At 70.5% G+C, this 25,612-nt stretch carries 27 protein-coding genes; 21 read left to right on the top strand and 6 right to left on the bottom strand.

All coding sequences use genetic code 11. The annotated features are described in order from the left end of the window. Positions 1–22: 22 nt before the first annotated feature. The 4 genes from ASC54_RS07335 (at position 23) to ASC54_RS07350 (ending at position 2,972) form a co-directional block, all read left to right on the top strand. The gene (locus tag ASC54_RS07335; RefSeq protein ID WP_055855745.1) at positions 23–856 is read left to right on the top strand and encodes a DUF4397 domain-containing protein; all 834 of its coding nucleotides are present in this window, start codon (positions 23–25) and stop codon (positions 854–856) included. Positions 857–872: 16 nt separating this feature from the next. Further along, positions 873–1,526 carry a class F sortase gene (locus ASC54_RS07340; RefSeq protein ID WP_055855742.1) on the top strand — a complete coding sequence of 218 codons (654 nt, stop codon included), beginning with the start codon at positions 873–875 and terminating at the stop codon, positions 1,524–1,526. A 77-nt stretch (positions 1,527–1,603) separates the two neighbouring features. Continuing rightward, the gene (locus ASC54_RS07345; protein ID WP_055855739.1) at positions 1,604–2,167 is read left to right on the top strand and encodes an RNA polymerase sigma factor; all 564 of its coding nucleotides are present in this window, start codon (positions 1,604–1,606) and stop codon (positions 2,165–2,167) included. Beyond that, entirely contained in the window at positions 2,148–2,972 is an 825-nt protein-coding gene (locus ASC54_RS07350; RefSeq protein ID WP_082514914.1) for an anti-sigma factor, read from the top strand. Before ASC54_RS07345 ends, ASC54_RS07350 begins: the two co-directional genes overlap by 20 nt. On the opposite strand, the gene ASC54_RS07355 is transcribed toward ASC54_RS07350, so the two are convergent. The 3 genes from ASC54_RS07355 to ASC54_RS07365 all read right to left on the bottom strand — a co-directional run bounded on the left by ASC54_RS07355 (position 2,969) and on the right by ASC54_RS07365 (position 5,225). Then, positions 2,969–3,508 (bottom strand): HdeD family acid-resistance protein, encoded by a 540-nt coding sequence (locus ASC54_RS07355; RefSeq protein WP_055855736.1) that lies wholly within the window; start codon positions 3,506–3,508, stop codon positions 2,969–2,971. The two genes, ASC54_RS07350 and ASC54_RS07355, sit on opposite strands and share 4 nt — an antisense overlap. A 35-nt stretch (positions 3,509–3,543) precedes the next feature. Then, positions 3,544–3,966 carry a pyridoxamine 5'-phosphate oxidase family protein gene (locus ASC54_RS07360; RefSeq protein WP_055855734.1) on the bottom strand — a complete coding sequence of 141 codons (423 nt, stop codon included), beginning with the start codon at positions 3,964–3,966 and terminating at the stop codon, positions 3,544–3,546. Positions 3,967–4,046: 80 nt separating this feature from the next. Next, entirely contained in the window at positions 4,047–5,225 is a 1,179-nt protein-coding gene (locus ASC54_RS07365; protein ID WP_055897707.1) for a MarP family serine protease, read from the bottom strand. Between the two features lie 146 nt (positions 5,226–5,371). Here ASC54_RS07365 and ASC54_RS07370 point away from each other — a divergent pair, with 146 nt between their 5' ends. The 5 genes from ASC54_RS07370 (at position 5,372) to ASC54_RS07385 (ending at position 9,658) form a co-directional block, all read left to right on the top strand. Next, positions 5,372–6,880: a class I SAM-dependent DNA methyltransferase gene (locus tag ASC54_RS07370; RefSeq protein WP_055897712.1), complete on the top strand. Its 1,509-nt coding sequence runs from the start codon at positions 5,372–5,374 to the stop codon at positions 6,878–6,880. 2 nt (positions 6,881–6,882) lie between these two features. Continuing rightward, a complete protein-coding gene (locus tag ASC54_RS12630; protein WP_082514915.1) occupies positions 6,883–7,971 on the top strand; it encodes a restriction endonuclease subunit S in 1,089 nt (362 codons plus the stop codon). 17 nt (positions 7,972–7,988) lie between these two features. Continuing rightward, positions 7,989–8,900, top strand: a complete 912-nt coding sequence (locus tag ASC54_RS07375) for a restriction endonuclease (RefSeq protein WP_200932280.1) — start codon at positions 7,989–7,991, stop codon at positions 8,898–8,900. A 93-nt stretch (positions 8,901–8,993) separates the two neighbouring features. Further along, entirely contained in the window at positions 8,994–9,266 is a 273-nt protein-coding gene (locus ASC54_RS07380; protein ID WP_055897715.1) for a type II toxin-antitoxin system VapB family antitoxin, read from the top strand. After that, a complete protein-coding gene (locus ASC54_RS07385) occupies positions 9,263–9,658 on the top strand; it encodes a type II toxin-antitoxin system VapC family toxin (protein WP_055897717.1) in 396 nt (131 codons plus the stop codon). Before ASC54_RS07380 ends, ASC54_RS07385 begins: the two co-directional genes overlap by 4 nt. A gap of 39 nt (positions 9,659–9,697) precedes the next feature. On the opposite strand, the gene ASC54_RS07390 is transcribed toward ASC54_RS07385, so the two are convergent. After that, a complete protein-coding gene (locus ASC54_RS07390; RefSeq protein ID WP_055897720.1) occupies positions 9,698–10,693 on the bottom strand; it encodes a hypothetical protein in 996 nt (331 codons plus the stop codon). A gap of 209 nt (positions 10,694–10,902) precedes the next feature. Here ASC54_RS07390 and ASC54_RS07395 point away from each other — a divergent pair, with 209 nt between their 5' ends. The 10 genes from ASC54_RS07395 to ASC54_RS07440 all read left to right on the top strand — a co-directional run bounded on the left by ASC54_RS07395 (position 10,903) and on the right by ASC54_RS07440 (position 21,926). Next, the gene (locus ASC54_RS07395) at positions 10,903–14,298 is read left to right on the top strand and encodes a DEAD/DEAH box helicase family protein (RefSeq protein ID WP_055897723.1); all 3,396 of its coding nucleotides are present in this window, start codon (positions 10,903–10,905) and stop codon (positions 14,296–14,298) included. 135 nt (positions 14,299–14,433) lie between these two features. Continuing rightward, the gene (gene rpsO / locus ASC54_RS07400) at positions 14,434–14,703 is read left to right on the top strand and encodes a 30S ribosomal protein S15 (protein WP_055855728.1); all 270 of its coding nucleotides are present in this window, start codon (positions 14,434–14,436) and stop codon (positions 14,701–14,703) included. A gap of 164 nt (positions 14,704–14,867) precedes the next feature. Beyond that, positions 14,868–15,458, top strand: coding sequence for a TetR family transcriptional regulator (locus ASC54_RS07405; RefSeq protein ID WP_055897726.1), 591 nt, complete (start codon positions 14,868–14,870; stop codon positions 15,456–15,458). Beyond that, a complete protein-coding gene (locus ASC54_RS07410; protein ID WP_055855724.1) occupies positions 15,455–15,694 on the top strand; it encodes a hypothetical protein in 240 nt (79 codons plus the stop codon). Before ASC54_RS07405 ends, ASC54_RS07410 begins: the two co-directional genes overlap by 4 nt. Before the next feature lie 50 nt (positions 15,695–15,744). Further along, on the top strand, positions 15,745–16,458 hold the full coding sequence (locus tag ASC54_RS07415) for a hypothetical protein (protein WP_156376755.1): 714 nt from the start codon (positions 15,745–15,747) through the stop codon (positions 16,456–16,458). Further along, the gene (locus ASC54_RS07420; RefSeq protein WP_055855718.1) at positions 16,455–17,165 is read left to right on the top strand and encodes a hypothetical protein; all 711 of its coding nucleotides are present in this window, start codon (positions 16,455–16,457) and stop codon (positions 17,163–17,165) included. The genes ASC54_RS07415 and ASC54_RS07420 overlap by 4 nt, the downstream gene beginning before the upstream one ends. Continuing rightward, positions 17,162–17,839, top strand: coding sequence for a hypothetical protein (locus tag ASC54_RS07425; RefSeq protein WP_055897732.1), 678 nt, complete (start codon positions 17,162–17,164; stop codon positions 17,837–17,839). Before ASC54_RS07420 ends, ASC54_RS07425 begins: the two co-directional genes overlap by 4 nt. A 56-nt stretch (positions 17,840–17,895) precedes the next feature. Further along, complete coding sequence (locus tag ASC54_RS07430; protein WP_055855713.1) at positions 17,896–18,384, top strand: hypothetical protein; 489 nt, start codon at positions 17,896–17,898, stop codon at positions 18,382–18,384. A 9-nt stretch (positions 18,385–18,393) separates the two neighbouring features. After that, on the top strand, positions 18,394–19,329 hold the full coding sequence (locus tag ASC54_RS07435) for an NADP-dependent oxidoreductase (RefSeq protein ID WP_055897736.1): 936 nt from the start codon (positions 18,394–18,396) through the stop codon (positions 19,327–19,329). Between the two features lie 329 nt (positions 19,330–19,658). Next, the gene (locus ASC54_RS07440; protein WP_055855707.1) at positions 19,659–21,926 is read left to right on the top strand and encodes a polyribonucleotide nucleotidyltransferase; all 2,268 of its coding nucleotides are present in this window, start codon (positions 19,659–19,661) and stop codon (positions 21,924–21,926) included. 74 nt (positions 21,927–22,000) lie between these two features. On the opposite strand, the gene ASC54_RS07445 is transcribed toward ASC54_RS07440, so the two are convergent. Next, positions 22,001–22,531, bottom strand: a complete 531-nt coding sequence (locus tag ASC54_RS07445; RefSeq protein WP_235451405.1) for a YbhB/YbcL family Raf kinase inhibitor-like protein — start codon at positions 22,529–22,531, stop codon at positions 22,001–22,003. 261 nt (positions 22,532–22,792) lie between these two features. On the opposite strand from ASC54_RS07445, the gene ASC54_RS07450 reads away from it, so the two are divergent. Together ASC54_RS07450 and ASC54_RS07455 are read left to right on the top strand one after the other, a co-directional pair. Next, positions 22,793–23,527: a bacteriorhodopsin gene (locus ASC54_RS07450; protein ID WP_055855703.1), complete on the top strand. Its 735-nt coding sequence runs from the start codon at positions 22,793–22,795 to the stop codon at positions 23,525–23,527. 199 nt (positions 23,528–23,726) lie between these two features. Continuing rightward, positions 23,727–24,785 carry an aldo/keto reductase gene (locus ASC54_RS07455; RefSeq protein WP_055897741.1) on the top strand — a complete coding sequence of 353 codons (1,059 nt, stop codon included), beginning with the start codon at positions 23,727–23,729 and terminating at the stop codon, positions 24,783–24,785. 50 nt (positions 24,786–24,835) lie between these two features. Here ASC54_RS07455 and ASC54_RS07460 read toward each other — a convergent pair whose 3' ends face one another. Further along, entirely contained in the window at positions 24,836–25,429 is a 594-nt protein-coding gene (locus ASC54_RS07460) for a TetR/AcrR family transcriptional regulator (RefSeq protein WP_055855697.1), read from the bottom strand. Positions 25,430–25,612: the final 183 nt, after the last annotated feature.

Raw genomic sequence — 25,612 nt, forward strand, 5'->3', positions numbered from 1 at the left:
GGGGCCGTCAACTGGAGGAACCATGCGCAACCGAATCCTCGCGGGCCTGGGCGTCGCCGCCCTCGCCACCGTGGGCATCGCTGCCCCCGCGAACGCCATCAGCGACACCTCGGCCGACCTCTACGTCGTCCACGCCTTCCCCGGCCTCACCGTCGACGTCTACGTCAACGACGGCGCCGAGCCGGCGCTCGCCGACTTCGAGCCCATGGACGTCGCGGGCCCGCTCGACCTTCCCGCCGGTGACTACAACTTCAAGGTCGTCGCCGCCGGTGGCGACCCGACCGTCCCCGAGGAGGTCGCGATCGAGCTCGACGCGACGCTCGCGGCCAACACCAGCTACACCGCCGTCGCGCACCCGGCCGAGGACGGCACCCCGGTGCTCTCGGCCTTCGTGAACGACATCTCGGAGATCCCCGCGGGCGAGGGCAAGATCACCGTCCGTCACACCGCGCAGGTCGGGGCCGTCGACGTCCGCTCGGGAGACGCCGTCCTGATCGAGGCGCTCGCCAACCCGGACGAGGCCGACGTGCTCCAGCTCCCCGCTGACACCTACGCCGACATCAACGTCGTGCCGACCGGCACCGACACGCGCGCGATCGAGCTCGGCGATGTCGCGCTCCCCGCCGGCACGAACATCTTCGTCCACGCGTTCGGCCCCATGGAGGACGACACCTTCAGCGCCGTCATCTTCACGATCGACGGCCTGGGCGCGACGCCGGCCGAGATCCCCGCGGGTGAGGCCGGCCTCGGCCAGCAGCCGAACACGGGCCTGATCGCCGCCGGTGCGGCGCTCCTGCTCGCGCTCGCCGCGGCCGCGGTCATCGTCCGTCGTCAGACCGTCGGCGCCGAGCGCTGATCGCGGTTTGCCTCACATGACGACGAGCGGGAGGGCGGCGCGAGCGATCGGGCTCACGGTCGCCGCCCTCCTGCTCCTCGCCGGGTGCGCTGCTCCGGAGCCGGAAACGGCTCCGGAGCAGCGTGCTTCCGACACGCCCCGCCCGACCCCCACCTCGACGGCGTTCACCGATCCGCGCGAGGCTCTGGACGCCCTGGCGGCCCGCGTCGCTCCGGCTCCGGTGTCGCTCTCCATCCCCGACCTGGGGATCGAGATGGACGTCCTTCCGCAGGGTCTCGACGAGCGCGGGGCGATGGCGCTGCCGGCCAGCGCCTTCGACGCCGGCTGGTACGAGTACAGCGCGGGCCCCGGCGCGAGCCAGGGCGCGACCGTCCTGGCCTCTCATGTCTTCACCGTCGCCGAGGGAGAGGGCCCCTTCCTCCGGCTTCTCGACGCGCAGCCGGGTCAGCTCGTCGCGGTCGTGGACGCCGAGGGCGTCCGGCACGAGTACCGCATCTCGATGGTCGAGCAGATCTCCAAGGACGTCGTCCCGCTCGATCGCGTGTTCACCTCGGTGGGCGACCCCCATCTGGTGATGGTCACGTGCGGGGGCGACTACGACTACGGGTACGCCGGTGGCCGCGGCCGCTACGAGGACAACGTCATCATCACGGCGGAGCGGTTGTCATGACAGCCCCGTTCGCTACCATGGCGCGCACGGCCGATGCTCGTCCCGGCCGTTCGACGCACGGGGAGCGGAGCCGGCACGTGGTGGCAGCGATCGACGACGGCACCGAGCTCGCTCGGCGCTTCGTCGCCGGCGACGAGCGCGCGCTCGCCGACATCTACGGTCGGTGGAGCTCGCTCGTCTACTCCCTCGCCCTGCGCTCGCTCGGCGACGTCTCCGACGCGGAGGATGCCGCCCAGCGCGTCTTCGTGAAGGCGTGGCAGAGCCGCGAGCGCTACGACGCCAGTCGCGCCAGCCTCTCGGCGTGGCTCGTGGGCATCACGCGCAACGTCATCGCCGACGCCCACGAGGCGCGGGCGCGCGAGCGGTCGATCACCGAGCAGCTCACCGCCATCACCTCGCCGGGCGAGTCGGCGGCCCCCGACGCGGAGCTCGCCGATCGCCTCGTCGTGGCCGACGAGATGGCGCGGCTCGAGCCCATCCCGCGCCAGGTCGTCGAGCTCGCGTTCTTCGACGACCTGACCCATACGCAGATCGCCGACCGGCTCGGGATGCCCGTCGGCACCGTGAAGTCCCACATCAGACGCAGCCTCGCCCGGCTCCGAGACCGCATGGAGGTGACCCATGGAGCAGCACGACTCTGACCGCGCCGCGCACGATCGGTCGGATGACGACGCCCTGGCGCATCTCGACGCCGAGGCCATCGCGCTCATCGCCATCGGCGAGGCGCCGTCCTCACTCGGCGAGTCGCGCCACCTCGCGGTCTGCCCCGCCTGCCGCTCCGAGCTCGACCAGCTGCACGGCGCCGCCGAGATCGCCCGCACCACGATCGGCGAGGGCGCGTTCGTCGCCCCGTCGTCGGCGGTCTGGGCGGGCATCCACCGCGAGCTCGGCCTCGCCGCCGACGTCCGCCCGCCCGGTCTCGACACCGACCCCGCATCCGAGCCGGTCGCCTCCGCCCCGGCCGCACCCGTGAGGAGCCTCGCCGACGAGCGCGCGCGCCGGGGCCGCATGCGTCGCCTGATCGCTCCCGTCGCCGGCATCGCGGCCGCAGCCGTCGCGGTCGGCGCCGTCGCGCTCTCCTGGGAGGCCCTGCGTCCCGCCCCCGAGTCCGTCACCGTCGCCCGCGCGGCCCTCGACGCCCTCCCGGCCTGGCAGGGCTCGACCGGCACCGCGGTCGTGTCCGAGACCGCCGACGGCGAGCGGGTCGTCTCGATCGAGCTCGACGCCTCCGTCGAGGCGGACGGGGTCCGCGAGGTGTGGCTCCTCACTCCCGAGGTCGACGGGCTCATCAGCCTCGGCCTCCTCGAGGGCGGGTCGGGCACCTTCGTCATCCCCGACGGCATCGACCTGGCCGAGTACCCGATCGTCGACGTGAGCCTCGAGCCCGTCGACGGCGACCCCGCCCACTCGGGCGACTCGATCGTCCGCGGCGCGCTCGACGTCTAGTCGGCCGAGCGGCTCGCGAGCACGCCGACTGCCACGAGGAGCAGGCCCGCCACGATGAGGAACGCCGCGCCGACCGCGATCACGGTCGCGAGCGCGGCCCCCGGCAGGGCGAGCACGAGGATGCCCGCGATGATCGACAGCGCGCACGTCGCGATCGCGAGGCCCCGCGGCGCGATCGCGGCATCGGGCATTCCGCCGAACAGCCCCGCGATGCCGTCGGTGATCCAGCCCACGCCCACGACGGTGACGAGTAGCGCGAGCCCGGCCCCGGGGCTCGCGATCGCGATGACGCCCGCGACGAGCACGAGCGCCCCGAGCGCGCCGACGAAGACGCGCAGCGCGCGGGGGAGCTGCGGCCCTCGGAGGGCGACGAGCAGCCGGAGCGCGCCGACGACGAGCAGGTGCGCGCCGAACAGGACGGCGACGGTGACGAGCGTGGCCGCCGGCCAGGCGAGCGCGGCGACGCCGAGCAGGGCCGAGACGACGCCGGTGACGAGCAGGAGCGGGCGCGGGCGCGACGGAGCGTTCGAGGGCATGATCCCAGTGTGCCCGACCCGCCGGTGCCCGCCGATCAGTAGCGGTCGGGCTCCGGTGCCCGCACGAAGCGGCGCCCGGTGACCTCCTCGGGCAGGATCCTCACCCACCGGTACTTGAGGGTCGGCAGCCACGGCGAGAGCGGAAGCGTGTCGGCCGCGTCGATCTCGCTCTGCAGTTCGAGCCGTTCGGCGCGCCCCTTCGCCACGACGCTCCACGCCTCCTCGTCGGTGGCGCCGTCGATCTCGAAGGCGACGCGGTCGTTGATCGAGAGCTCGAGCAGCTTCGTGCCGGGCGCCGTGCGGAAGTAGAGCATCCGCTCATGGGTCGCGTAGTTCACGGGGAAGATGTCGACAGTGCCGGCCGCGGTGACGGCGAGCCGGCCGAGGCTGCGCGAGGCGAGGGCGTCCCAGCACTCGTCCGCCGTGAGCTCCGTGATGGGGCCGAGTCCGATGGTCATGAGGGGCTCCTTTCCGCTGCCCCTCATCTGACTCCAGGGGCAGGCGGCCGCGTCAGGGCCGAAAGTCCCCAGTCGGCCGCTCAGCGCGTGCAGGAGCCGGTGCTGACGCTCTCGCTCAGGCCGGGCGCGGCGGCGATGACGGGGTCGAGCTCCGCCATGGTGTGCGCGTAGCCGATGTCCTCGCGGTTCTGCGCCTTGGCGAAGATCATGCCCACGACCGCGCCATCGAGGGAGAGCACGGGGCCTCCCGAGTTGCCGGGGTTCACGTCGGCGGCGAGCGTGTAGGTGTCGCGGGGGAAGGAGCCCTCCCCGTCGATCCCGGGCGAGATGATCGTGCCGACCTGCACGACCTCGGCGCCTCCGGAGACGAAGGGGCCGCCCCAGGGGTAGCCCTGCACCGCGCCGACATCGCCGACCCCCATCGTGTCGCCGAGGGGGAGGGTCGCGACGGGCAGGTCGTCGACCGCGACGACCGCGACGTCCTGCTGTCCGTCGAAGTAGACGACCCGACCGGCGAGGCCGCCGACGCCGGGGAACTCGATCGTCGGCTCGGTCACGCCCGCGACGACGTGCGCATTGGTCAGCAGTCGATCCTCCGCGATCACGAACGCCGTCCCCGACTGCACCTGCCCGCACGCGTAGGCGGAGCCCGAGATGCGCCCGACCGACTGCCCGGCGCGCCGCAGCTCCGGGTTCTGCGCGTCGATGACGGGCGGGGGAGGCGGAGCGATGTCGCCGAGCGCGTCGGCGATGCGGGGGATGCCCTCGCTCACGACGAGGCTGCGCACCTGGCCGAGCGCGCTCGCCACGGGGCCCGGGGTGAAGCGCTCGATCGTGCGGAGCACGGTCGAGTTCGCGGTGGTCGTCGACACGAGGGGGATGCCCAGGGCCGTGACGGTCGAGCCGACGAGGCTCATCACCAGGAGGGAGACGACGCCGCCCGCGATCGCGCCGCCCACGCGGTCGAGGGGTCGGGCGCGCCGCGCGACGCCGCGCCGCCAGACGTGGCCCAGGCGCTCGCCGAGGCTGAGCCCGCCCACGACGAGCAGCACGATGGCGAGGAAGACCGCGGTCGCCCTCCAGGTCGGCTCGGAGATCCACGTCGTGATGGGCGGGATGAGCAGGAAGGCGAGCACCGCGCCGAGCGCGGCCCCGATCACCGAGCCGAGCGTGAAGAGGAAGCCTGCGGCGGCCCCGCGCGCGATCGCGCCCGCGGCGAGCAGGAGGAGGAGCACGTCGAGCAGCAGCGGCAGCAGCATCCGGCCCCCATTTCGACTGTCGGCGTCGTCGGAATTCTTGCACGCCCTCCACGGCGCTGTCGGGTCTCGCACGTCGGGGGCCTCTGACAGACTTCCGGAGGAGCCGTCAACTCGGCTCGATGCACTGCGGAAGAGGTCTTCACCGAATGGTCACCGGCGCCCTGAAGTCGAAAGTCGACGCCGTCTGGAACGCGTTCTGGACGGGCGGCATCGCCAACCCGATCGAGGTGATCGAGCAGATCACCTACCTGCTCTTCATCCGTCGGCTCGATGAGCTCCAGCTGCTGGCCGAGAACCGCGCGCGGGTGACGGGCGAGCCCATCACGAAGCCCGTCTTCGGTGACGGCATGAGCGAGCCCCCCGGCCGTACGCCCCGCCCACTCGCCGACCTGCGCTGGTCGCGCTTCAAGAACCTCGACCCCGCCGCGATGTTCGAGGTCGTCGACGGCCACGTCTTTCCGTTCCTGCGGTCGATGGGCGAGCAGGGGTCGAGCTTCTCGGCCAATATGAAGGACGCGCGCTTCACGATTCCGACCCCGGCGCTGCTGGCGAAGGTCGTCGACCTGCTCGAGGCAATCCCGATGGATGACACCGATGCCAAGGGCGACATCTACGAGTACATGCTCAGCAAGCTCGCCACCTCGGGCACGAACGGGCAGTTCCGCACCCCGCGTCACATCATCCGGCTGATGGTCGACATGACGGCGCCGAAGCCGGGCGACCGCATCGTCGACCCCGCTGCCGGCACGGCCGGCTTCTTGACGGTCGCGAGCGAATACCTGCGCGAGCATCACCCCGAGATCTGGGCGGATGCCGCCAGTCGCGATCACTTCAACCGTCACGCCTTCAGCGGCTTCGATTCCGACGCCACCATGAGCCGTATCGGCAGCATGAACCTGCTGCTGCACGGCGTCGAGGCGGCCACGGTCGAGCGCCGTGACTCTCTCGCCGAGGGGGTCGGCGCCGACGACGGCGAGTTCTCGCTCGTGCTCGCCAACCCGCCGTTCGCGGGCTCGGTCGACGCCGAGTCGATCGCCAACGACCTCACACGCATCGTGAAGACGAAGAAGACCGAGCTGCTGTTCTTGGCGCTCATGCTGCGCGTCATGAAGAACGGCGGGCGCGCCGCGGTGATCGTTCCTGACGGAGTGCTCTTCGGCTCGTCGACCGCGCATAGAGACCTGCGCCGCATGCTGGTCGACGACCACAAGCTCGACGCCGTGGTCAAGCTGCCCAGCGGCGTCTTCAAGCCCTATGCCGGGGTCTCCACCGCCATCCTCTTCTTCACCAAGACCAGTTCGGGCGGCACGGACCACGTGTGGTTCTACAACGTGCAGAGCGACGGCTTCAGCCTCGACGACAAGCGCACCCCGCTCACGTCGAGCGACCTGTCCGACGTGCTCGCCCGCTGGCAGACGCTGACGGACGCTGACTCACCCGAGGCGGAACGCCCTCGAACCGCGCAGAGCTTTCTGGTGCCTCGCCAGGAGATCGTCGACGCCGGCTACGACCTCAGCCTCAACCGCTACAAGGAGGTCGAGCACGACGAGGTCGAGCACCGCGACCCCCTCGAGATCATCACCGAGCTGCAGGCCCTCGAGGCCGAGATCGCCGCGGCCACCGCCTCTCTCGCCGAGTCTTTGAAGGGTGTTTAGCTGTGTGGTCGACCTTTCGTCTGGAGGACATCGCCCGCGTCGTTGCGGGGGGCAAGAGCGGCCTTAGTGGGAAGCACTTCGTCGACAATGGGTATCCCGCCTATGGAGCGGGCGGATTGAACGGATTTCTCCCCACCTGGGAGCACGAAGACGGAGCCGTCGTTCTCTCCTCTATTGGCGCACGATGTGGAAAATGCTTCTTGCCGTCAGGCAAGTGGTCGAGTCTTGCGAACACGCAGCTGATATTCCCGGACCCTAATCTCGCTGATCGCAAGTTTCTTTGGTACTTACTTGACGATGAATCACGTTGGCACCGTTCCGGCAGCGCTCAGCCGTACATCAAGCCTTCCGATGTGAAGACTCATCGTGTGACGCTCCCACCACTTCCAGAGCAGCGCCGGATTGTCTCCATTCTTGATGAGGCGGCCTACGTTGTCCGCGGGATCTCTAGGAGAACGCAATTCCTCGATGAGCTCGCGGGGGCCGAGTTTCACCGGGTTGTTTCCGAATCGTCGAAGCACCGATTTCGCTTGAGCGAGATCGCGGAGATCGTTGGCGGCTCAACGCCGAAGTCTGCGGTCGTGGAATATTGGGACGGCGACGTTTCGTGGATCACGCCGGCCGATCTATCACGGCGGCGGGATGTCCTAATTACGGAGACTAATCGCCGAATCTCCTCGTCGGGGCTCCGGTCAATTGGGGGTCGCTTGCTGCCGGTGGGAAGTGTGCTCTTGAGCTCACGGGCGCCCATCGGCCTCACTGGCATCGTCGGTGTGCCGATGTGCACCAACCAGGGTTTCAAGAGTCTTGTGCCTGACGCATCGTTAGTTGACTCAATGTTTCTTTACTGGTGGCTTCGTTCGAATCGCTCGACACTGGAAAGCCGAGGCGTCGGAGCAACGTTCAAGGAGCTGAGCAAAGCCGCGACTGAATCACTGGACATCGATCTTCCGCCGCTCGATGTGCAGCGGAATTTCGCGGCCGTCGCGTGGAAGGTAGAAAAAGCTCGATTGGAGTCCGTCAGGCAACACAAAGTCGCTGAGTTGCTGATGGATTCGCTCATGTCCCGAGCGCTAGAGGGGAAACTGTGAACGAGAACGACAGCGCTGTGAGCACGATCCCGCCGTGGCATGCCTTCCTCAAACCGGTGCTCGAGGTGATGTCAGACGGGCGGCAGTGGCCGTCCCGGGCGCTCAAGGAAGCCGTCTGCGATCACGTCGGCCTCACAGAGCAGCAGCGCGCGGAGGTAGTCCTCAACGGGGACCCTCGGGCGGTGAACCGCGTCGGCTGGGCGATGTCGGCGCTGTACCGAGCAAAGGCGATCGATAAGCCGGCGCGCGGCGTGAACGTGATCACCGATTTCGGTCGTCAGTTCTTAGTCGAGCACCCAGGAGCCATCACCGACGCCGACGTGAAGTCGCTGCCCGTGTGGAGCGAGTACGAGCCGACCCCCCGGCGGTCCAATCGCTCTGCGGTGCTTGTGGATCGCAAATTCGACGAGAGCGACGACCCGACCGAGCTCATCGAGGCGGGTATCCAGAGCTTCGAGGCCGATACAGCGGCCGAGCTGATCCGGCGGCTGCAAGGGCAGCATCCTGACTTCTTCGAGCAGGTGGTCGTCGACCTGCTCAACGCGATGGGCTACGGCGGCGCCGAGCAGCGGGGCCAGCGCATCGGCCGCTCGGGCGACGGGGGCGTCGACGGCGTCATCGATCAGGATGCCCTGGGTCTCAGCCAGATCTACGTGCAGGCCAAGCGCTACGCAGCCGACAACGCGGTGCAGCGTCCCGAGCTGCAGGGCTTCATCGGCGCACTCGCCGGGCGCGGAGCCAGCCAGGGAGTCTTCGTCACCACGAGCCGATTCAGCCCGGGAGCGCGCGACTACGCCGCCAGCATCCCCCAGCGCATCGTGCTGATCGACGGTCCGCGCCTGGCCGAGCTCATGATCCAGTACCGCGTCGGCGTGCAGGTGAAGAAGTCCTACGACGTGGTCGAGGTCGACGAGGACTACTTCGACTGAGCGACGAACTCCACAGATCCGTTCCACGAACGATCTCGACCTCATACGCGCGCTACTTTCTACCCTCTCGCATCGGAAGGTAGAATCATGACCATGGGGTTGAACATCAAGGACGACGAGACGGTCGCACTCGTCTCCGAGGTCGCACGACGCCTCGGCACCACCAAGACGGGCGCAGTTCGCGAGCTGGCGCGCCAGCGGCTCGCAGAGCTCGACGTGGAGCGCGAAGACGACCTGCAGGCTCGAATCGCACAGACGACCGCTTGGCTCGAAGAGCGCATCTGGCCGCACACGCGGAATCTGCGGCCCCTGACGCAGCAGGAGGAAGACCAGTTGCTCGGCCACGATGAGCTGTTCCCGCGATGATCGTCGACACCTCCGCGCTCATCGCGATCATCACCGACGAACCCGATGCGGCGCGCGTTCGCGACGCCATGCTCACCGCCGCTCGGGTTCAGATGTCAGCCCCGAACGCCGTCGAGGCGGGGCTCGTGCTGGGAGGCCGGGGTCTCGAGCGGCCCGAGCGCGTCGTCGACGAGATCCTCGACCACTTCCGCATCGAGACGATCGACTTCACTGCCGTGCACGCTCGCGCCGCAGTCTCGGCCTGGAACACCTACGGACGCGGCAGGCACCCCGCGAAGCTCAACTACGGCGACTGCATGGCCTACGCCACAGCGAAGCTCGCCGGCGAGCCCCTCCTGTTCGTCGGCGCAGACTTCGGGCTGACCGACATCGAACCAGCGCTCCGCTCCTGACGGCGCGGGCGGGCCAGAGCCCGCCCGCGCCGTGCTGACCTACTGCAGCGCGATCGTCCAGGCCCCGTCCGCCGAGATCTGGACCAGCGCCGTGCCGGCCGGCCAGCGGACCTGACCGGTGTATGCGCCGATCTCGTTCACGATCAGATCGCTGCTGGCGCCGTACGACCACACCGCGAAGTTGCTCTCGCCCGTGTGCGCGAGGTCGGCGACCGTCGCGTCGCCGAAATAGACCAGAACATCGTCGCCCTGGCCCGTCGTCGTCGCGCTCGCCGGCAGCTCGCGCACCGAGAGCACGTCGCGCAGAGTCACCGTCCATGCCCCATCCGCCGTGATCTCGAAGGCGGTGATCCGCTCCGCCGTCGACAGGTTGAACGGCACCGTGCCGGCGTAGCCGCCGATCACGTTGACGAGCAGGTCGCTCTGGTTGAGATCGCCGTCGAGCGACCACACGGCGAAGTTGCTGCTGCCGCTGTGCGCAATCGTCGCGATGCCGATCGAGTCGGGCCCCGCGGGAAGCTCGATCTGCAGAATCGTGTCGCCCGTGCCGCTGTAGACGACATCGGCCGCCGGCGCGACGACCTCCGGCTCAGGCTCGGGCGCCGGCTCCGGCTCGGACTCCGGTTCCTCCGCGACCGGAGCGGGCGCCTCCTCGACGGCCACCGGGTCGTCGCCCGCCGAGTCGTCGACGCCGCCGCTGAGCCCGGCGATGAGCCCGACGCTCACGATGATCGCGGTGACCCAGGCGAGCGGACCGAGAACGACTCCGGTCAGAGCCTGGCCGCGCCGCGGGGTCCTCCTGATGAGCGCGATGACGCCGAGCGCGATCGCGGCGATCGCGGGAATCCATGCGGCGAAGCTCAGGCCAGGAATGACCGCGCTGACCATCGCGACGATGCCCACGATCATCGCCCAGAGGGCGAGGGCCGAGCGCGGCTTGGGGGTCGCGCTCGACGGCGCAGCGGCCGGCGGCGCGGGGGGCGGCGGCGCGGGGGAGTCCGACGGCCGCTCGGGGGTGGTGGGGGTGTCGCTCATGAGGTTCTCCTCGGTGATGCTCCGGCTCGCCGGAGGATGTCACGCGCGCTGTCGTCGACCTCGCGCGACCGACCCGACATTCGGGCAGTAGACCAGAACAGCGGCGACCTCCGACATTCGCGGCGGCATCACCCCCCTTCGGGGGCCAAAGTCGACCCGATGTCATCTCTCGCACATAGAGTTGCCAGACCGACGAAAGGCACGGCCGGGTGACCAATTTCGACTTCCTGCACGAGCGGTTCGCCGCGATCGTGCCCGAAGCGCGTCGCGCCGAGGGCTACGCCTACGGCGACCCCCGCACGTCGTCGTTCTACGCCCGCCGGGCGCTCGAGCTTGCCGTCGAGTGGATGTACTCCTACGACGCCGCCCTGCGCGAGCCCTACCAGCGCGACCTCAGCGCACGGCTCCATGAGCCGAGCTTCACGCGGCTCGTCCCGCCCGTCGTGGTCGCGAAGATGCACATCATCCGACGCCGCGGAAACGAGGCGGTCCACCGCTCGGGCCTCTACGGCGACGCGCAGAGCGTGCCCGTCGTGCGCGAGCTCTTCCACGTGCTGTTCTGGCTCGCCACCCAGTACGCGCCCACCGCCGACGCCCGCCCCGCCGCTGGCCGCGTCTTCGATGCCTCGCGCGTCCCCCGCCCGCAGCCGGGTGCCGCCTCCAGGACGCGCGCCGAGCTCACGGCCCTCACCGAGCAGCTGGCGGCGCAGGACTCCCAGCTCGCCGCCGCCCGTGCCGACAACGCGGCACTGGCCGCCGAGCTCGACGACGCGAGAGCCGAAGTGGCCGCCGCCAAACAGGCGGCAGCCGCGTTCATCGACACCCACGACTACGACGAGGAGGAGACGCGCGACCTCTTCATCGACCTGCTCCTCGCCGAGGCGGGATGGCCGCTCGACCAGGAACGGGACCGCGAGTACCCGGTCAGCGGCATGCCCAACAACTCGACCGGCGGGGCAGGCTTCGTCGACTACGTGCTGTGGGGCGCCGACGGTCTGCCGCTCGCCGTCGTCGAGGCGAAGCGCACGCGCAAGGATCCGCAGGCCGGGCAGCAGCAGGCGAAGCTCTACGCCGACGCGCTCGAGCGCGCCTTCGGCCAGCGCCCGCTGATCTACTACACGAACGGCTACGAGCACTGGCTGTGGGACGACGCCCAGTACGCGCCTCGCAGCGTGCAGGGCTTCGCCACGCGCGATGAGCTGGCGCTCGCCGTGCAGCGGCGCACGTCGCGCCTGCCGCTCTCGAGCATCCCGATTGATGAGTCGATCGCCGAACGCCCGTACCAGCACCGCGCCATCCGCCGCGTGGGCGAGGTGTTCGAGCAGCAGCAGCGCCGTGCGCTGCTCGTCATGGCGACCGGATCGGGAAAGACCCGAACGCTCATCGCGCTGAGCGACCTGCTCATGCGCGCCGGGTGGGTCAAGCGCGTACTCTTCCTCGCCGACCGCGTCGCCCTCGTCAACCAGGCGACGGCGGCCTTCAGGACGCACCTTCCCGTCTCGAGTCCGGTCAACCTCGTCACTGAGAAGGGCGTCGACGGCCGCGTCATGGTCTCGACTTACCCCACGATGATGGGCCTGATCAACGAGGTGGATGGCGGCGTGCGCCGCTTCGGCCCGAACCACTTCGACCTGATCGTGATCGATGAGGCGCACCGCTCGGTGTATCAGAAGTACGGGGCGATATTCAGGTACTTCGACGCCCACATCGTGGGGCTCACGGCGACGCCGAAAGACGAGGTCGACCACAACACTTACAGCCTATTCGGGCTCGAAGACGGCGTGCCGACCGACTCATACGATCTCACCGACGGGATCGCAGACGGCTACCTCGTGCCGTCGGTGGGCAAGTCGGTCGCGACGTCGTTCGTGCGCCAGGGCATCCGCTACGACGACCTGTCGGAGGACGAGAAGGAGCAGTGGGACCTCCTCGACTGGGCCGACGGAGACGTGCCGGATGAAGTGGACGCCTCCGCGGTGAATCAGTGGCTGTTCAACGCCGACACCGTCGACAAGGTGCTGGAGGCGCTCATGACGGAGGGACGTCGAGTCAACGGCGGCGACCAGCTCGGCAAGACGATCGTGTTCGCCAAGAGCCAGCGGCACGCGCAGTTCATCGTCGAGCGCTTCGACGCCAACTACCCGCACTACGCAGGGCACTTCGCCCGGATCATCACGCACCAGGTGAACTACGCGCAGAGCCTGATCGACGACTTCTCGGCCACCGGCAGTTTCCCCCAGATCGCCGTGTCGGTCGACATGCTCGACACCGGCATCGACGTCCCCGACGTGGTCAACCTCGTCTTCTTCAAGGAGGTCCACTCGAAGACGAAGTTCTGGCAGATGGTGGGGCGCGGAACGCGCCTTCGCCCCGACCTCTACGGGCCGGGTGATGACAAGAAGGACTTCGTGATCCTCGACGTCTGCCAGAACATCGAGTACTTCAACCAGGAGCTGCCTCCCGACAGGTCGACCCGCGCCGCATCGCTCACCGAGCGGCTCGTCGGGGCGCGGGTGCAGATCGTGCGGACGATCGACCGCGCCTCCGCGGGCGGAGCCCACCCCGACCCCGAGCTCGCCGCGCTGCGCGAGCTGCTCGTCGGCCGCCTGCAGAGCCGTGTGGCGGGGATGACGCTCGACAACGTCCTGGTTCGTCCTCACCGCCGCGACGTCGAGACGTTCCGCGAAGGGCGGACCTGGCTGTCACTGGGGGAGGACGACTACGAGCGCATCGTCGCTCTCGGCGGGCTGCCGTCGGAGGCGGATGCCGACGACACCGACGAGGCGGCGAAGAGATTCGACCTGCTCGCCTACCGAGCGCAGCTGGCCGCCCTCGAGGGTGATGCGGCCGCGCTGACCGCGGTTGGGAACTCCGTCCGCGGGATCGCGGACGCGCTCGCGCACCAGAAGGCGATCCCCGTGATCGCCTCCCAGCTCGAATTCATCGACCGCGTCGCCTCGATCGACTGGTGGATCGACGTGACTGTCCCGATGCTCGAGCAGATGAGAGTGCGACTGCGAGATCTGGTCCGGCTCCTCGACCCGCGGGAGCGCCCGCTCATCTACACCGACTTCGAGGACACGCTCGGTCCGATCACCGACGTCGCCGTCGTCCCCGGCGCGCCGGGCATCGACATCGCCCGCTTCCGCGCGAAGGCGCTCTCCTTCCTGACGGCTCACGACGACGAAGCCGTGCTCTTCAAAGTGCGTCATGGCAGGCAGCTCACGGCGCTCGACCTCGAGTCGCTCGAGTCGATCATGCGGGAGAGCGGTCAGTTCTCCTCCGGCGAGCTCGCGCTGGCGGTCGACGAGAGCGGAGGGCTCGGACTCTTCGTGAGGTCGCTCCTCGGGCTCGACCGCGCGGCCGCCCAGGAAGCCGTGCAGGAGTTCATCGCCGGTCAGATCTTCACCGCGAACCAGCTCGCCTTCCTCGACCTGCTGGTCGCGCAGCTCACCATGCGCGGCGTCGTCGAGCCCGGGCTGCTCTTCGAGGACCCGTTCACGACGCTCGCGCCGACCGGCCCGCAGGCGCTGTTCAGCGAGGCGCAGGTGGCTGATCTCGTCGTCGTGCTGACGCACGTCCGGCAGTCGGCCGTCGTCGCGTGAGCGAAAGACGACCGCAGCGCGAGGAGTCGCGGCCGACTGCTAGTATCTGAAGGTTGCCGTCGAACGGCCGCGGAGAAAGAGAGCCCCGAGCATCCCGCTCAGGGCGCCGCGCAACGAGGAGAGAGGGGATCACCTATGGCACTGGAAGCAGACGTCAAGAAGGCGATCATCGACGAGTACGCGACGCACCCCGGTGACACCGGATCCCCCGAGGTGCAGGTCGCGATGCTCACCAAGCGCATCAAGGACCTCACCGAGCACCTCAAGGAGCACAAGCACGACCACCACTCGCGTCGTGGTCTGCTGCTCCTCGTGGGCCAGCGTCGCCGTCTGCTGGGCTACCTGCAGAACATCGACATCGAGCGCTACCGCTCGCTGATCGAGCGACTGGGTCTGCGCCGCTAACACGCTCTGCGCGTTGGCGGGTCGTCGAGAGACACCGCGAGCTTCTTGCGCGAAGGCCGCCCCCGACCTCGTCGGGAGGTGGCCTTCGTCGTCGGGGGGGAAGGAACGACCGGAATTCTGGCACTTCTGCTCCCTTCTTCCGCAGCAGGGCTAGGGTGTCTCGGATGAACGAACCACGCCGCCGCGGTCGCCCCGTCGAGCTCGACCTCGAGCGGGTCGGACATGTGGCGCTCGATCTGTTCCGCGAGCACGGCTACGACGCCGTGACGATGGAGGACATCGCTCGCGTCGTCGGGCACAGCCGCCGAACGATCTTCCGCCACTTCCCGGCCAAGGCCTCGCTCGTCTGGGCGGGCACCGACGGCTTCGCCGATGCCGTGAAGTCCGAGCTCGAGCGTATCGACCCGGCCGTCCCGGCGATCGACGCGGTGCGTCAGGCCTACATCGCCGCCGCGAGCGTGCCGCCGGAGATCCGCGAGGTCACGCGGCAGCGCCTCCACCTCATCGGTGACAACCACACGCTCCACGCCGACGGCGTCGCCCGATTCGCCGACGTCGGCCTTGTGATCCGCCAGGCGTTCATCGATCGCGACGGGCTCGACCCCGACGGACTCGAGGCGGCCATCGTCGGCGACACCCTCGTGCTCGTCGCGCACCAGGCCTTCGTGTGGTGGGCCCGCCACGGCGAGGGCGAGCCGGCCGCCGTGCTCGAGGCGGCGTTCGACCGCGTCGCCGAGGGCCTCCGCCACCGGTGAGGCTCCGCCCCGCCCGCGGCCCCGTCACCCGCGCCGTCCGCCGACCGTCCGCGCTGCGCCGCGTCAGCCTCGTGCGCCTCGCGCTCGTGGCGGCCCTGATCGGTCTCGTCGTCGCCGCGGGCTCGCCCTCGCTCGGTCCGCTCAGGAGCCTCGCGCGCGGGCTGCTCGTCGCCGTCGTCGTCGCGATCGTGGCGAGCTACCTCGTCGAGTTCCTCCTCGCGCGCCGGCGGCGCTGACCGCGACGGATTCCCTGCCGAATCCCCGCTCCGCGTGCGATTCTCGAGGCATGCCCGAGCAACGACGCGCGCCGCGACGCCCTCGTGCGCGCCCGCTCCGCGCGCGGCTCGTCGCGGGTGCGGTGGCCGCGCTGCTCGCGCCGGGCATCCTCGCCGCCTGCGCCCCCGCCCCGATCGAGACCGCGGCCGGCCTCGGGGCGGTGACCGCCCAGCGCGACCGCGTCGCCGAGCAGGCGCACGAGCGGTCGATGCAGCGCCTCGCCGAGTTCGTGCGGGCCAAGTGGGGCCCCGTGTCGCTGCCGGAGGTCGTCGTCGAGCGATGGGTCGACTACGGCGAGTGGGGCGGGCTGATGTCGGAGTGCCTCGCGAGCGCGGGCTTCCCCGGCGCTCGCGCCGCCGACGAGGGCGAGCGCATCGACTACAGCGGGGTCGACGTCGACTCCCCGCGCGAGCTGTTCGACGTCGACGTCGCGACGTACGCCTGCCAGGGCCGCTTCCCCGTGCGCAGCTGGTTCGTCGACTCGGTGCGCGGCGTCGAGCTGCCCTGGGCGTACGAGTACGCGACCTCCGAGCTCCCGGCGTGCCTCGCCCGCCACGGCTGGGCCGTCGCCGAGGCGCCCCCGAGCCAGGAGTTCGCCGCGACCTGGCGCACCGACGACGCCTACGACCCCTACGCGCTCGTCGGGCCCGACCCGCTCGAGCGCGCGGCCGCGAGCGCCCGCTGCCCTGCTCCCGAGGTCCTCCTCGACGGGGCGTCGCGATGACCGCCCGCCGCGCCGTCGCCGCCCGCAGCGCCGTCGCCGCCTCCCTCCTCCTCGCCGCGCTCGCCGGCTGCGCGTCGCCGACCGCGGCCCCCGCCGTGACGATCGAGGATGTCGTCGCCGAGCGCTCGGCGACGATCTCGGCGCAGTGGCGCGCGGCCGTCGCCCACTCCACGCGGTTCGTCCGCGAGCGCTGGCCCGAGGCGGAGCTCGAGATCGCGTTCGACCGCTGGGTGCCCGTGGAGGACATCGACGAGGCGCGCGCCGCGTGCCTGAGTGAGACCCTCGGCCGCGAGGTCACCGTCACGGAGGCGAGCGGGCTGCTGCAGGTCGGGCCCGGCCCCGTCTCCGAGCCGGTCTGGCGCGCGCCGGTCGCCGACATCGGCTGCGGGCTCTCCGTCCAGCCGTGGAGCTCGCTCTACCCGTTCGGCGGGCCCGTCGAGCGGCAGTGGGTGCGCGAGCAGCTGCTCATCGAGCTGCCGGCGTGCGCGAGCAGCCTCGGCGCCCGCCTGATCGTGCCCGACGTCGACGCGGCGATCGACGGCGCGATCTACCCCACGAGCGTGGGCCGCTCGGTGAGCGCGATGCAGAGCGTCTGGCCGCACGTCGAGATCGTCGGCGACCCGACGGCGCAGGCGCGCGTGCGTGCGCAGTGCACCGACCCGGGGCCGGCCCTGCTGGCGCTCGACCCTCCGGAGATCGTGCCGTGACCTCCGGGCCGCGGCGATCCGCCCTCGCGCTCCTCTGCGGGGCGCTCGTGATCGCCTGCGGCGCGTGCTCCGGCGTCGAGCCGCCGAGCGTCAGCCTCGAGCTCGTCGCGGCCGAGCGGGCCGAGCGCCTCATCGGTCTCTGGTTCGACAGCACCCAGGCCACGCAGCGGGATCTGCGCGAGCGCTGGCCCGACTCCCCGCCCCTGCAGTTCGAGTTCACCGCGTGGGTCGACCCCGCCGACTACCGCGCGCGTCTGCTCTCGTGCGCCTCCGAGAGGCTGGGGCGGCCGGCGGTGCTGGGCGGCGAGGCGCTCGCGGGGGAGGACCCGTGGGCCCCGGCCGTCGCGGAGGCGCTGTGCCGCCACGAGTTCCCGCCCTTCAGTCAGGAGTTCTCGCTCGGCGGGCCGATCGAGGCGCGCTGGCTCGACGCGCAGCTCACGACAGCGCTGCCGGCCTGCGTCCGCGCCTTCGGCGGTCGGCTCGACATCGCCGACACGTCAGCGGTCATCGACGCCATCCGCGACCGGCCCCTGAGCTCCGAGGGTCCGCGCGACATCTGGTCGATCATCGCGGTCACCGGCGTCACCGCCCTCGATCGCGCGGCGATGCGCGCGGCCTGCCCCGACCCGGCGCTCGCCCTCGACCGCCTGCCGCTGCCCGTCATCGACCGGTAGCGCCCGCCCGAGCGGATCCTCAGCCGCCCGCGGGCCGCGGGCCGCACAATGTCCTCATGCCGTCGGACGACCTCCTCCGCCCGATCGCCGTCGTGCGGGCCGGGGCGGGGCCGTGGGGGCTCCGGCTCGCCCTCGCCGCGATCGCGATGGTCGCCGCGGCGACCGGGCTCGTCGTCGGGGTCGCGCCCCCGGGCATCCTCACGGGTCTTCTCATCGCCGTCTCGCTCGGCGGGTTCCTCCTGCTCGCCGCGAGCGCCGCGCAGATCACCACCCGCTGGCGCACGAGCCTGCGCTCCGACGGCTGGTCGCTCGTCGTGCGCTCACCGTTCGCCGTCGCCGAGCACTCCTACGGGCACGAGCTCGCGATCGGCCGCTGGCTCGACGCTCGTCGGGGGCGCCCCGAGCTCTGGGTCATCGAGTCGGGTCGCATCGCAACTCCCATCGGAGACGCCCTCGACCCCCTGCGCGTGGAGGCCTTCGCTCTCGCGGTCGGCGTCCCCGTCGTCGACGTCGACGGCGACCCGCCGAGCGCGCGCGGTGCCTAGGCTGAGCGCATGAGCCCTCGCCCCCGCCCATCCCGCGTCGTCCGGTACCACGAGCGCGGCGGACCCGAGGTGATGGGCCTCGAGACGATCGAGGTGCCGCCGCCCGGCGCGGGCGAGGTGCGCGTGCGCTTCGCCGCGGGTGGGCTCAACCCCGTCGACGCGAAGATCCGGTCGGGCCGCTCGCGCATCGCGATCCCGCTCCCGGTCGACGTGGGCCGCGAGTTCGCGGGCGTCGTCGAGGAGGTCGGGGCGGGCGTGACCGGAATCGCACCGGGCGACCGCGTCTTCGGCTCGATCCCGCAGCGCGCGTTCGCCGACTGGGTGCTCGCCCCCGCCGGGGTCGTCGCGCGCGTGCCCGACGGCGTCGCGCTCGAGGTCGCCGCCGGGCTCGCGCTCGCCGGCCAGACGGCATGGGACGCCCTGGAGTCGCAGGGGCTCGTCGCGGGCGACACGATCGTCGTGAGCGCGGTCGCCGGCGGCGTCGGCGGAATCCTCGGCCAGCTCGCCGTGCATCGCGGCATCCGCGTCATCGGCACGGCCGGTGCCGGCAATCACGCGTGGCTGCGCGCCCGCGGCGTCGAGCCCGTGCTCTACGGCGAGGGCCTCCGCGAGCGGCTCGCCGCGGCCGCGCCCGGCGGCATCACGGCGGTGTTCGACCAGGCCGGCGCCGAGACCATCGAGGCGGCGCTCGCGCTCGGCGTGCCGCCCGAGCGCATCAACACGGTCGCGACCGATGCGAGTGCCTACGGGGTGCGGGGCGTGGGGCGCGGCGCCGTGCATCCGCCCACTCTGGATGCCCTCGCCGCGCTCGTCGCCGACGGCACCCTCGACGTGCCGATCGCCGCGACGTTCCCGCTGTCGGAGGTGCGGACGGCGTTCGCGTTCCTCGAGGCGGGGCACCTGCGCGGCAAGGTCGTCGTGACCGCCGACGCGCCTTCGCAGTAGCCGCGGCCCCGCGGTGGCGCGGTGCGACGCGCCCCGCGCGCCTCTTCACTAGGCCGCGACACGCCGGGCTGATAGCCTGGGCGAGGCGCGGTTCCGCGTCACCCAAATGAATACCGCACGGAGCAGGCCGGCTCGAAGCTGGTCACCGGTGGTGATCTCCCGTCTCGCAGCGCTCGCGCAGCGCCGGAACGGTGGATGTCTACTGTTGGCCAGAGCAGACCCGGCGGCATCACGCCGACGTCCCTTCCTGCCCGCTCCTGCTCCGCGCGTCGCGTCGCGCATCCACTTCGGGATGCCCGGTGCACAGACGTGTAAGGAGACAGACCTCAATGGAAGGTCCTGAAATCAAGTTCGCCGAGACCGTTCTCGACAACGGCAAGTACGGCACCCGCACCGTCCGGTTCGAGACCGGTCGTCTCGCGCAGCAGGCGCAGGGCGCCGTCGCCGCGTACCTCGACGAGGAGACCATGCTGCTGAGCGCGACGAGCGCCGGCAAGCACCCCCGCGAGGGCTTCGACTTCTTCCCCCTGACGGTCGACGTCGAGGAGCGCGCGTACGCCGCGGGCAAGATCCCCGGCTCGTTCTTCCGCCGCGAGGGCCGCCCCTCGACCGAGGCCATCCTCGTGTGCCGCCTCATCGACCGCCCCCTGCGCCCGACCTTCATCGAGGGTCTGCGCAACGAGGTCCAGATCGTCATCACCGTGCTGAGCATCGCGCCCGACGAGTTCTACGACGCCCTCGCGATCAACGCCGCGAGCGCCTCGACCCAGATCTCGGGTCTGCCCTTCAGCGGCCCGATCGCGTCGGTGCGCCTCGCGCTCATGCCCGACAACGCGGGCGGCGGCCAGTGGGTCGCCTTCCCGAAGCACAGCCAGCTCGCCGAGGCCGTCTTCGACATCATCGTCGCCGGCCGCGTCGTGACGAACGCCGATGGCAGCGAGGACGTCGCCATCACGATGGTCGAGGCCGAGGCGACCGAGGGCGCCTGGGGTCTCATCCAGGGCGGCGCCGTCAAGCCGAGCGAGGAGATCGTGGCCCAGGGCCTCGAGGCCTCGAAGCCGTTCATCATGCAGCTCGCGAAGGCCCAGCAGGAGCTCGCCGCGCAGTCGGCGAAGGAGATCCAGGACTACCCGGTCTTCCTCTCCTACAGCCCCGAGCTCTACAGCGCCGTCGACGAGATCGCCCACGAGGAGCTCGCGGGCGTCTACCAGATCGCCGACAAGGTCGAGCGTCAGACCGCTGACGACGCCCTCAAGGCGCGCGTCAAGGTCGCCATCGAGGGCCGCATCGCCGCGGGCGAGCTGCCCGAGGACTCGCTGAAGGACTTCGGCGCCGCCTACAAGTCGGTCTCGAAGAAGATCATGCGCACGCGCGTGCTCACCGAGGGCGTCCGCATCGACGGCCGCGGCCTCGCCGACATCCGCGCGCTCGACGCCGAGGTGCAGGTCATCCCGCGCGTCCACGGCTCGGCGATCTTCCAGCGCGGCGAGACGCAGATCCTCGGCGTGACGACGCTCAACATGCTCAAGATGGAGCAGCAGATCGACTCGCTGAACCCCGTCACGAGCAAGCGCTACCTGCACCACTACAACTTCCCGCCGTACTCGACCGGTGAGACCGGCCGCGTCGGCAGCCCCAAGCGTCGCGAGATCGGGCACGGCTTCCTCGCCGAGCGCGCCCTCGTGCCGGTGCTGCCGAGCCGCGAGGAGTTCCCCTACGCGATCCGTCAGGTCAGCGAGGCCATGAGCTCGAACGGCTCGACCTCGATGGGCTCGGTCTGCGCCTCGACCCTGTCGCTGCTCAACGCCGGTGTGCCGCTGCGTGCGCCGGTCGCGGGCATCGCGATGGGCCTCATCAGCGACGAGGTGGATGGTGAGACCCGCTACGCGGCCCTCACCGACATCCTCGGCGCGGAGGACGCCCTCGGCGACATGGACTTCAAGGTCGCCGGCACGAGCGAGTTCGTCACGGCCATCCAGCTCGACACCAAGCTCGACGGCATCCCGTCGTCGGTGCTGCAGCAGGCTCTCGGCCAGGCGAAGGACGCCCGCATGGCGATCCTCGCGGTCATGAACCAGGCGATCGACGCGCCCGACGAGATGGCCCCCACGGCTCCTCGCGTCATCAGCGTGCAGATCCCGGTCGACAAGATCGGCGAGCTGATCGGCCCGAAGGGCAAGACGATCAACGCGATCCAGGACGAGACCGGCGCCCAGATCTCGATCGAGGAGGACGGCACGGTCTACATCGGCGCCGTCGACGGCCCCTCGGCCGAGGCCGCCCGCGCCCGCGTCAATCAGATCGCCAACCCGATCAACCCCGAGGTCGGCGAGCAGTACCTGGGCACCGTCGTGAAGCTCGCGGCGTTCGGCGCGTTCGTGTCGCTCATGCCCGGCAAGGACGGCCTGCTGCACATCAGCGAGGTCCGCAAGCTCGCCGGTGGCAAGCGCGTCGAGAACGTCGAGGACGTGCTCAGCGTGGGTCAGAAGATCCTCGTCGAGATCACGAAGACCGACGACCGGGGCAAGCTGTCGCTCGCGCCCGTGCTCGCCGACGGCGAGGGCGCCGAGGCGCCCGCCGAGGGCGAGGACGGCTAGTCCGACCCGAGCACCGAACGACCGGATGCCCGCTCCCGACCCCGGGGGCGGGCATCCGTCGTTCGCGGCGAGCGCTACTCGGTGCGCGAGAGCCCCGAGAGCACGGCGCGGCCGATGAGGTGGTCGCGCAGGATGAAGCCGAGCAGCGCGGGCGTCGCGTCCTCGGGGACCTCGATCGACGGGACGTCGAGGGCGTTGACGATGAAGTAGTACCGGTGGTCGCCGTGGCCCGAGGGCGGCGCAGCGCCGAGGAAGCGCTTGAGACGCAGCTCGTTCGCGACCGTCACCGCGCCCTCGGGCAGGAGCCCGGCATCCGGGTCGCCCGCGTTCGCCGGGAGGGATGTGCACGAGGCGGGCAGGTTGTAGACCGCCCAGTGCCACCAGCCGCTGCCGGTCGGCGCGTCGGGGTCGTACATCATGACGACGTAGCTCTGCGTCCCCTCGGGGGCGCCGCTCCAGTGCAGGGCGGGGGAGCGGTCCTCGCCGCCGGCTCCCGCGATGCCGGAGCGCGCCCACTGGGGCAGCTCTTCGCCCTCGGCCAGGTCGGGGCTCGAGAGCGCGAAGGTCGGAACGTCGGGCAGTCGCCACAACGGGTCGTTGGTCACGGTAGGCCTCCTGAGGCGTCGATCCATCGTGCGGATGCTCCTACCGTGCCATGCCTCCCCGTACGACCCCTCGGATCTATGCAAATTCATGCAGTTTTTCCCCAGGTGATGCACAGCGCGCTCAAGCCGCACTGGGGGGTTATTCCGACACTCAACGATAGATTCGCGACCGTCAACCCAAGCCGGAGGGGCCCACGACCCGATGGAGTCACTACCGCCGTTCGCCCCCGAACGGCGCCTCACACGATTCGAAGGAGAACTGTGGACTTCCAGATTGTGCAGGCGTTCTTCATGCTCGGCTTCGTCGCGATGGCGGCGGGCACTCTGTGGTTCTTCATGGAGCGGAACGATCTCAAGCCGGAGCTGAGGTCCGTCGCGACGTACGCCGCGGTCATCACCTTCGTCGCGTCCGTCCTCTACTACGTCATGAAGGACATCGTCGCGTTCCCCGGCGGCGCCATCGACGCTGCGGCCGTCGAGGCGACCGCTCCGATCCGATACATCGACTGGCTCATCACGACCCCGCTGCTGCTCATCGAGTTCGGCATCATCGTCGCGCTCGCGGGTGCCGCGAAGAAGGGCCTCGTCACCCGCCTCGTGATCGCCGACATCATCATGATCGTCACCGGCTACCTCGGCGAGATCGGCGAGCCCGGCTCGGCCGGCAACGTCGTCTTCTTCGTGATCTCGGTGCTGGCGTGGCTCTACATCGTCTACGCGATCTTCCAGGTCAAGGTCGGCGGCGCGCCCGAGCACGTCAGGCGCGCGGTCTCGATCATGCGCCTGTTCGTGATCATCGGATGGTCGATCTACCCGCTCGGCACGGCCACGCAGGAGTTCCTCGAGCTCAGCGGAAGCGACCTCGCCGTCGCCGCGAGCGCCGCCGCGATCATCTACGTGATCGCCGACGTGCTCAACAAGGTCGGGTTCGGCATCGTCGCGGTCAACGCGGCGAAGAAGTCGTCGGGCATCGACGAGGTGCACCCCGCCTCGTAGCCCGAGAAGATCCCCGATGCGGTCGCGCCTGTGGGGGCGCGGCCGCATCGTGGCATCCGGACCGGAGCATCCGACCTTTCGTCATTCACGGTCGGATAACGATGGCGTGGCGGAGTCGAGAGGACGTCGATTCGAGCGCTACCGTGTGGCCACGTTCCGACCCCGCGGCGACCCGGCCGCAGCTCGAAAGGCCCCGACCGTGACCGACACGAGGGGCGGCGCCGACCTGATGGCGTCGCCGCCGATGACCTCCCCGTCATCGATGCCCAGCGCACCCGCCTCTCCGGCCGCGGCATCCTCGCCCTCGTCTCCCGCCGATTCCTCGGCCGACGTCCCGGTCCGGTGGCGGCGCATCGGCCCGAGCGCTCTCCGCGTCTTCCCCCTCGCTCTCAGCGGCACGACCTTCGGCTGGACCGCCGACGAGTCGACCACGACGGCGATCCTCGATCGCTTCCTCGAGCTCGGCGGTTCGTTCATCGACACCGCCGACTCCTACGCCGGCGGACGCAGCGAGATCATGATCGGCAACTGGATGCGCCGCCGCGATGCGCGCGACCGTCTGACGATCGCGACCAAGATCGGCAAGAGCGCCGACAGCCCCGGCCTGTCGGCGCGCGCGGTCGAGTCCGCCGTCACCGCGTCGCTGGATCGGCTCGGCGTCAGCAGCATCGACGTGCTGTATCTGCACATCGACGACGAGTCGGTGCCCTTCGAGGAGACCCTGGCCGCGGTGGACGAGCTCATCCGTGACGGTCGGGTGCGCGCCTTCGGCGGCTCGCACCACACTCCCGACCGGCTGCTCGAGGCGCGGATCGCGGCCGGCCAGCTCGGGGTCGCGCCCATGATCGCGCTGCAGAACCACTACAACCTGCTGCACCGCACCGAGTTCGAGGGCGGCCTCGCGCGGGTCGCCGCCCAGCTCGACCTCGGCGTCATGCCGCGCTTCGCGCTCGAGGGCGGCTTCCTGACCGGGAAGTACCGCGGGCGCGCCGATCTCGAGCGGCACCGGCGCGGGTCGGCGGCGGCGAGGCACCTCACGCGCCGCGGGATCCGCATCCTCCACGCCCTGGATCGCGTCGCGGCCGACGTCGGAGCGCCCGTCGCGACCGTGTCGCTCGCCTGGCTGCTCAGTCGTCCGCGCGTCGTCGCCCCGGTCGTGTCGGTGAGCGGGGCGGAGCAGCTCGACGCGGTGATGGCCGCGCCGTCGCTCGTGCTCGGCCGGCACCATCTGACGGAGCTCGACCGCGCGAGCTCCTAGCCGCACGGTGTCCCGCTCGGCGGCCGCGACTGCCGGTGCGGAGGAGGCGGTCAGCGCGCGGTCTCGCCGATGACGCGGTCGAACACGCGGCGCAGGGCCGAGCTCGCGGCGATCACGTCGCCCACGTGGCTCCAGGCCATCGCGCCGTCGTAGGCGAGCATGAGCTCGTCGGCGGCCTCGCCCGGCAGCGGGTGGTCCATCCTCGAGAGCGTCGATTCGAAGATCTCGTGCAGCGACTCGTGGAACTCGGTGACGACGACGCGCACCGGGTGCGTCGGGTCGGGGAACTCCGCTGCGGCCTTCTGGAAGGGGCACCCGCGGTAGCCGGGGGCGTTCACCTGCGCGACCACGGCATCCGCCACCAGCCGGAGCCCGACGCGCGGGTCGGCGTGGGCGGCGACGAGGCCCTCGAACGACTCGATCGAAGCGTCGCGCCGCGTTGAGATGTACTCGAGCACGAGGCGGTCCTTCGAGCCGAAGTGCTTGTAGAACGTCGCCTTGGTGACCTTCGACTCCGAGATCAGCAGGTCGACGCCGACCTGGCGGATGCCGTCGTCGTAGAACCGGCGCATGGCGGTCTCGAGGATCCGGGCCTTCGCAGGGGCGACACGCCGTGCGGCCTCGAGGGGGGCGCTGACCGTCACGGTGTGTCTCCTCACTGCAGCGCTGCCGATGTCGTCGATCGGGGGTCGGGACGACAGGGGCGCTGCATCTGCTTCGCGAGGAGTGGGTAGCTCCTCCGACCGCTCCGGAGAACCGGCTCGATGCGATCACTGTAGCAGGGGACAGACCGGGTTGTCTGTCCGCATTTGAATTCCTTTCGTTCC

The organism is Yonghaparkia sp. Root332, assembly GCF_001425665.1.
In the GTDB taxonomy this organism is placed as follows: domain Bacteria; phylum Actinomycetota; class Actinomycetes; order Actinomycetales; family Microbacteriaceae; genus Microcella.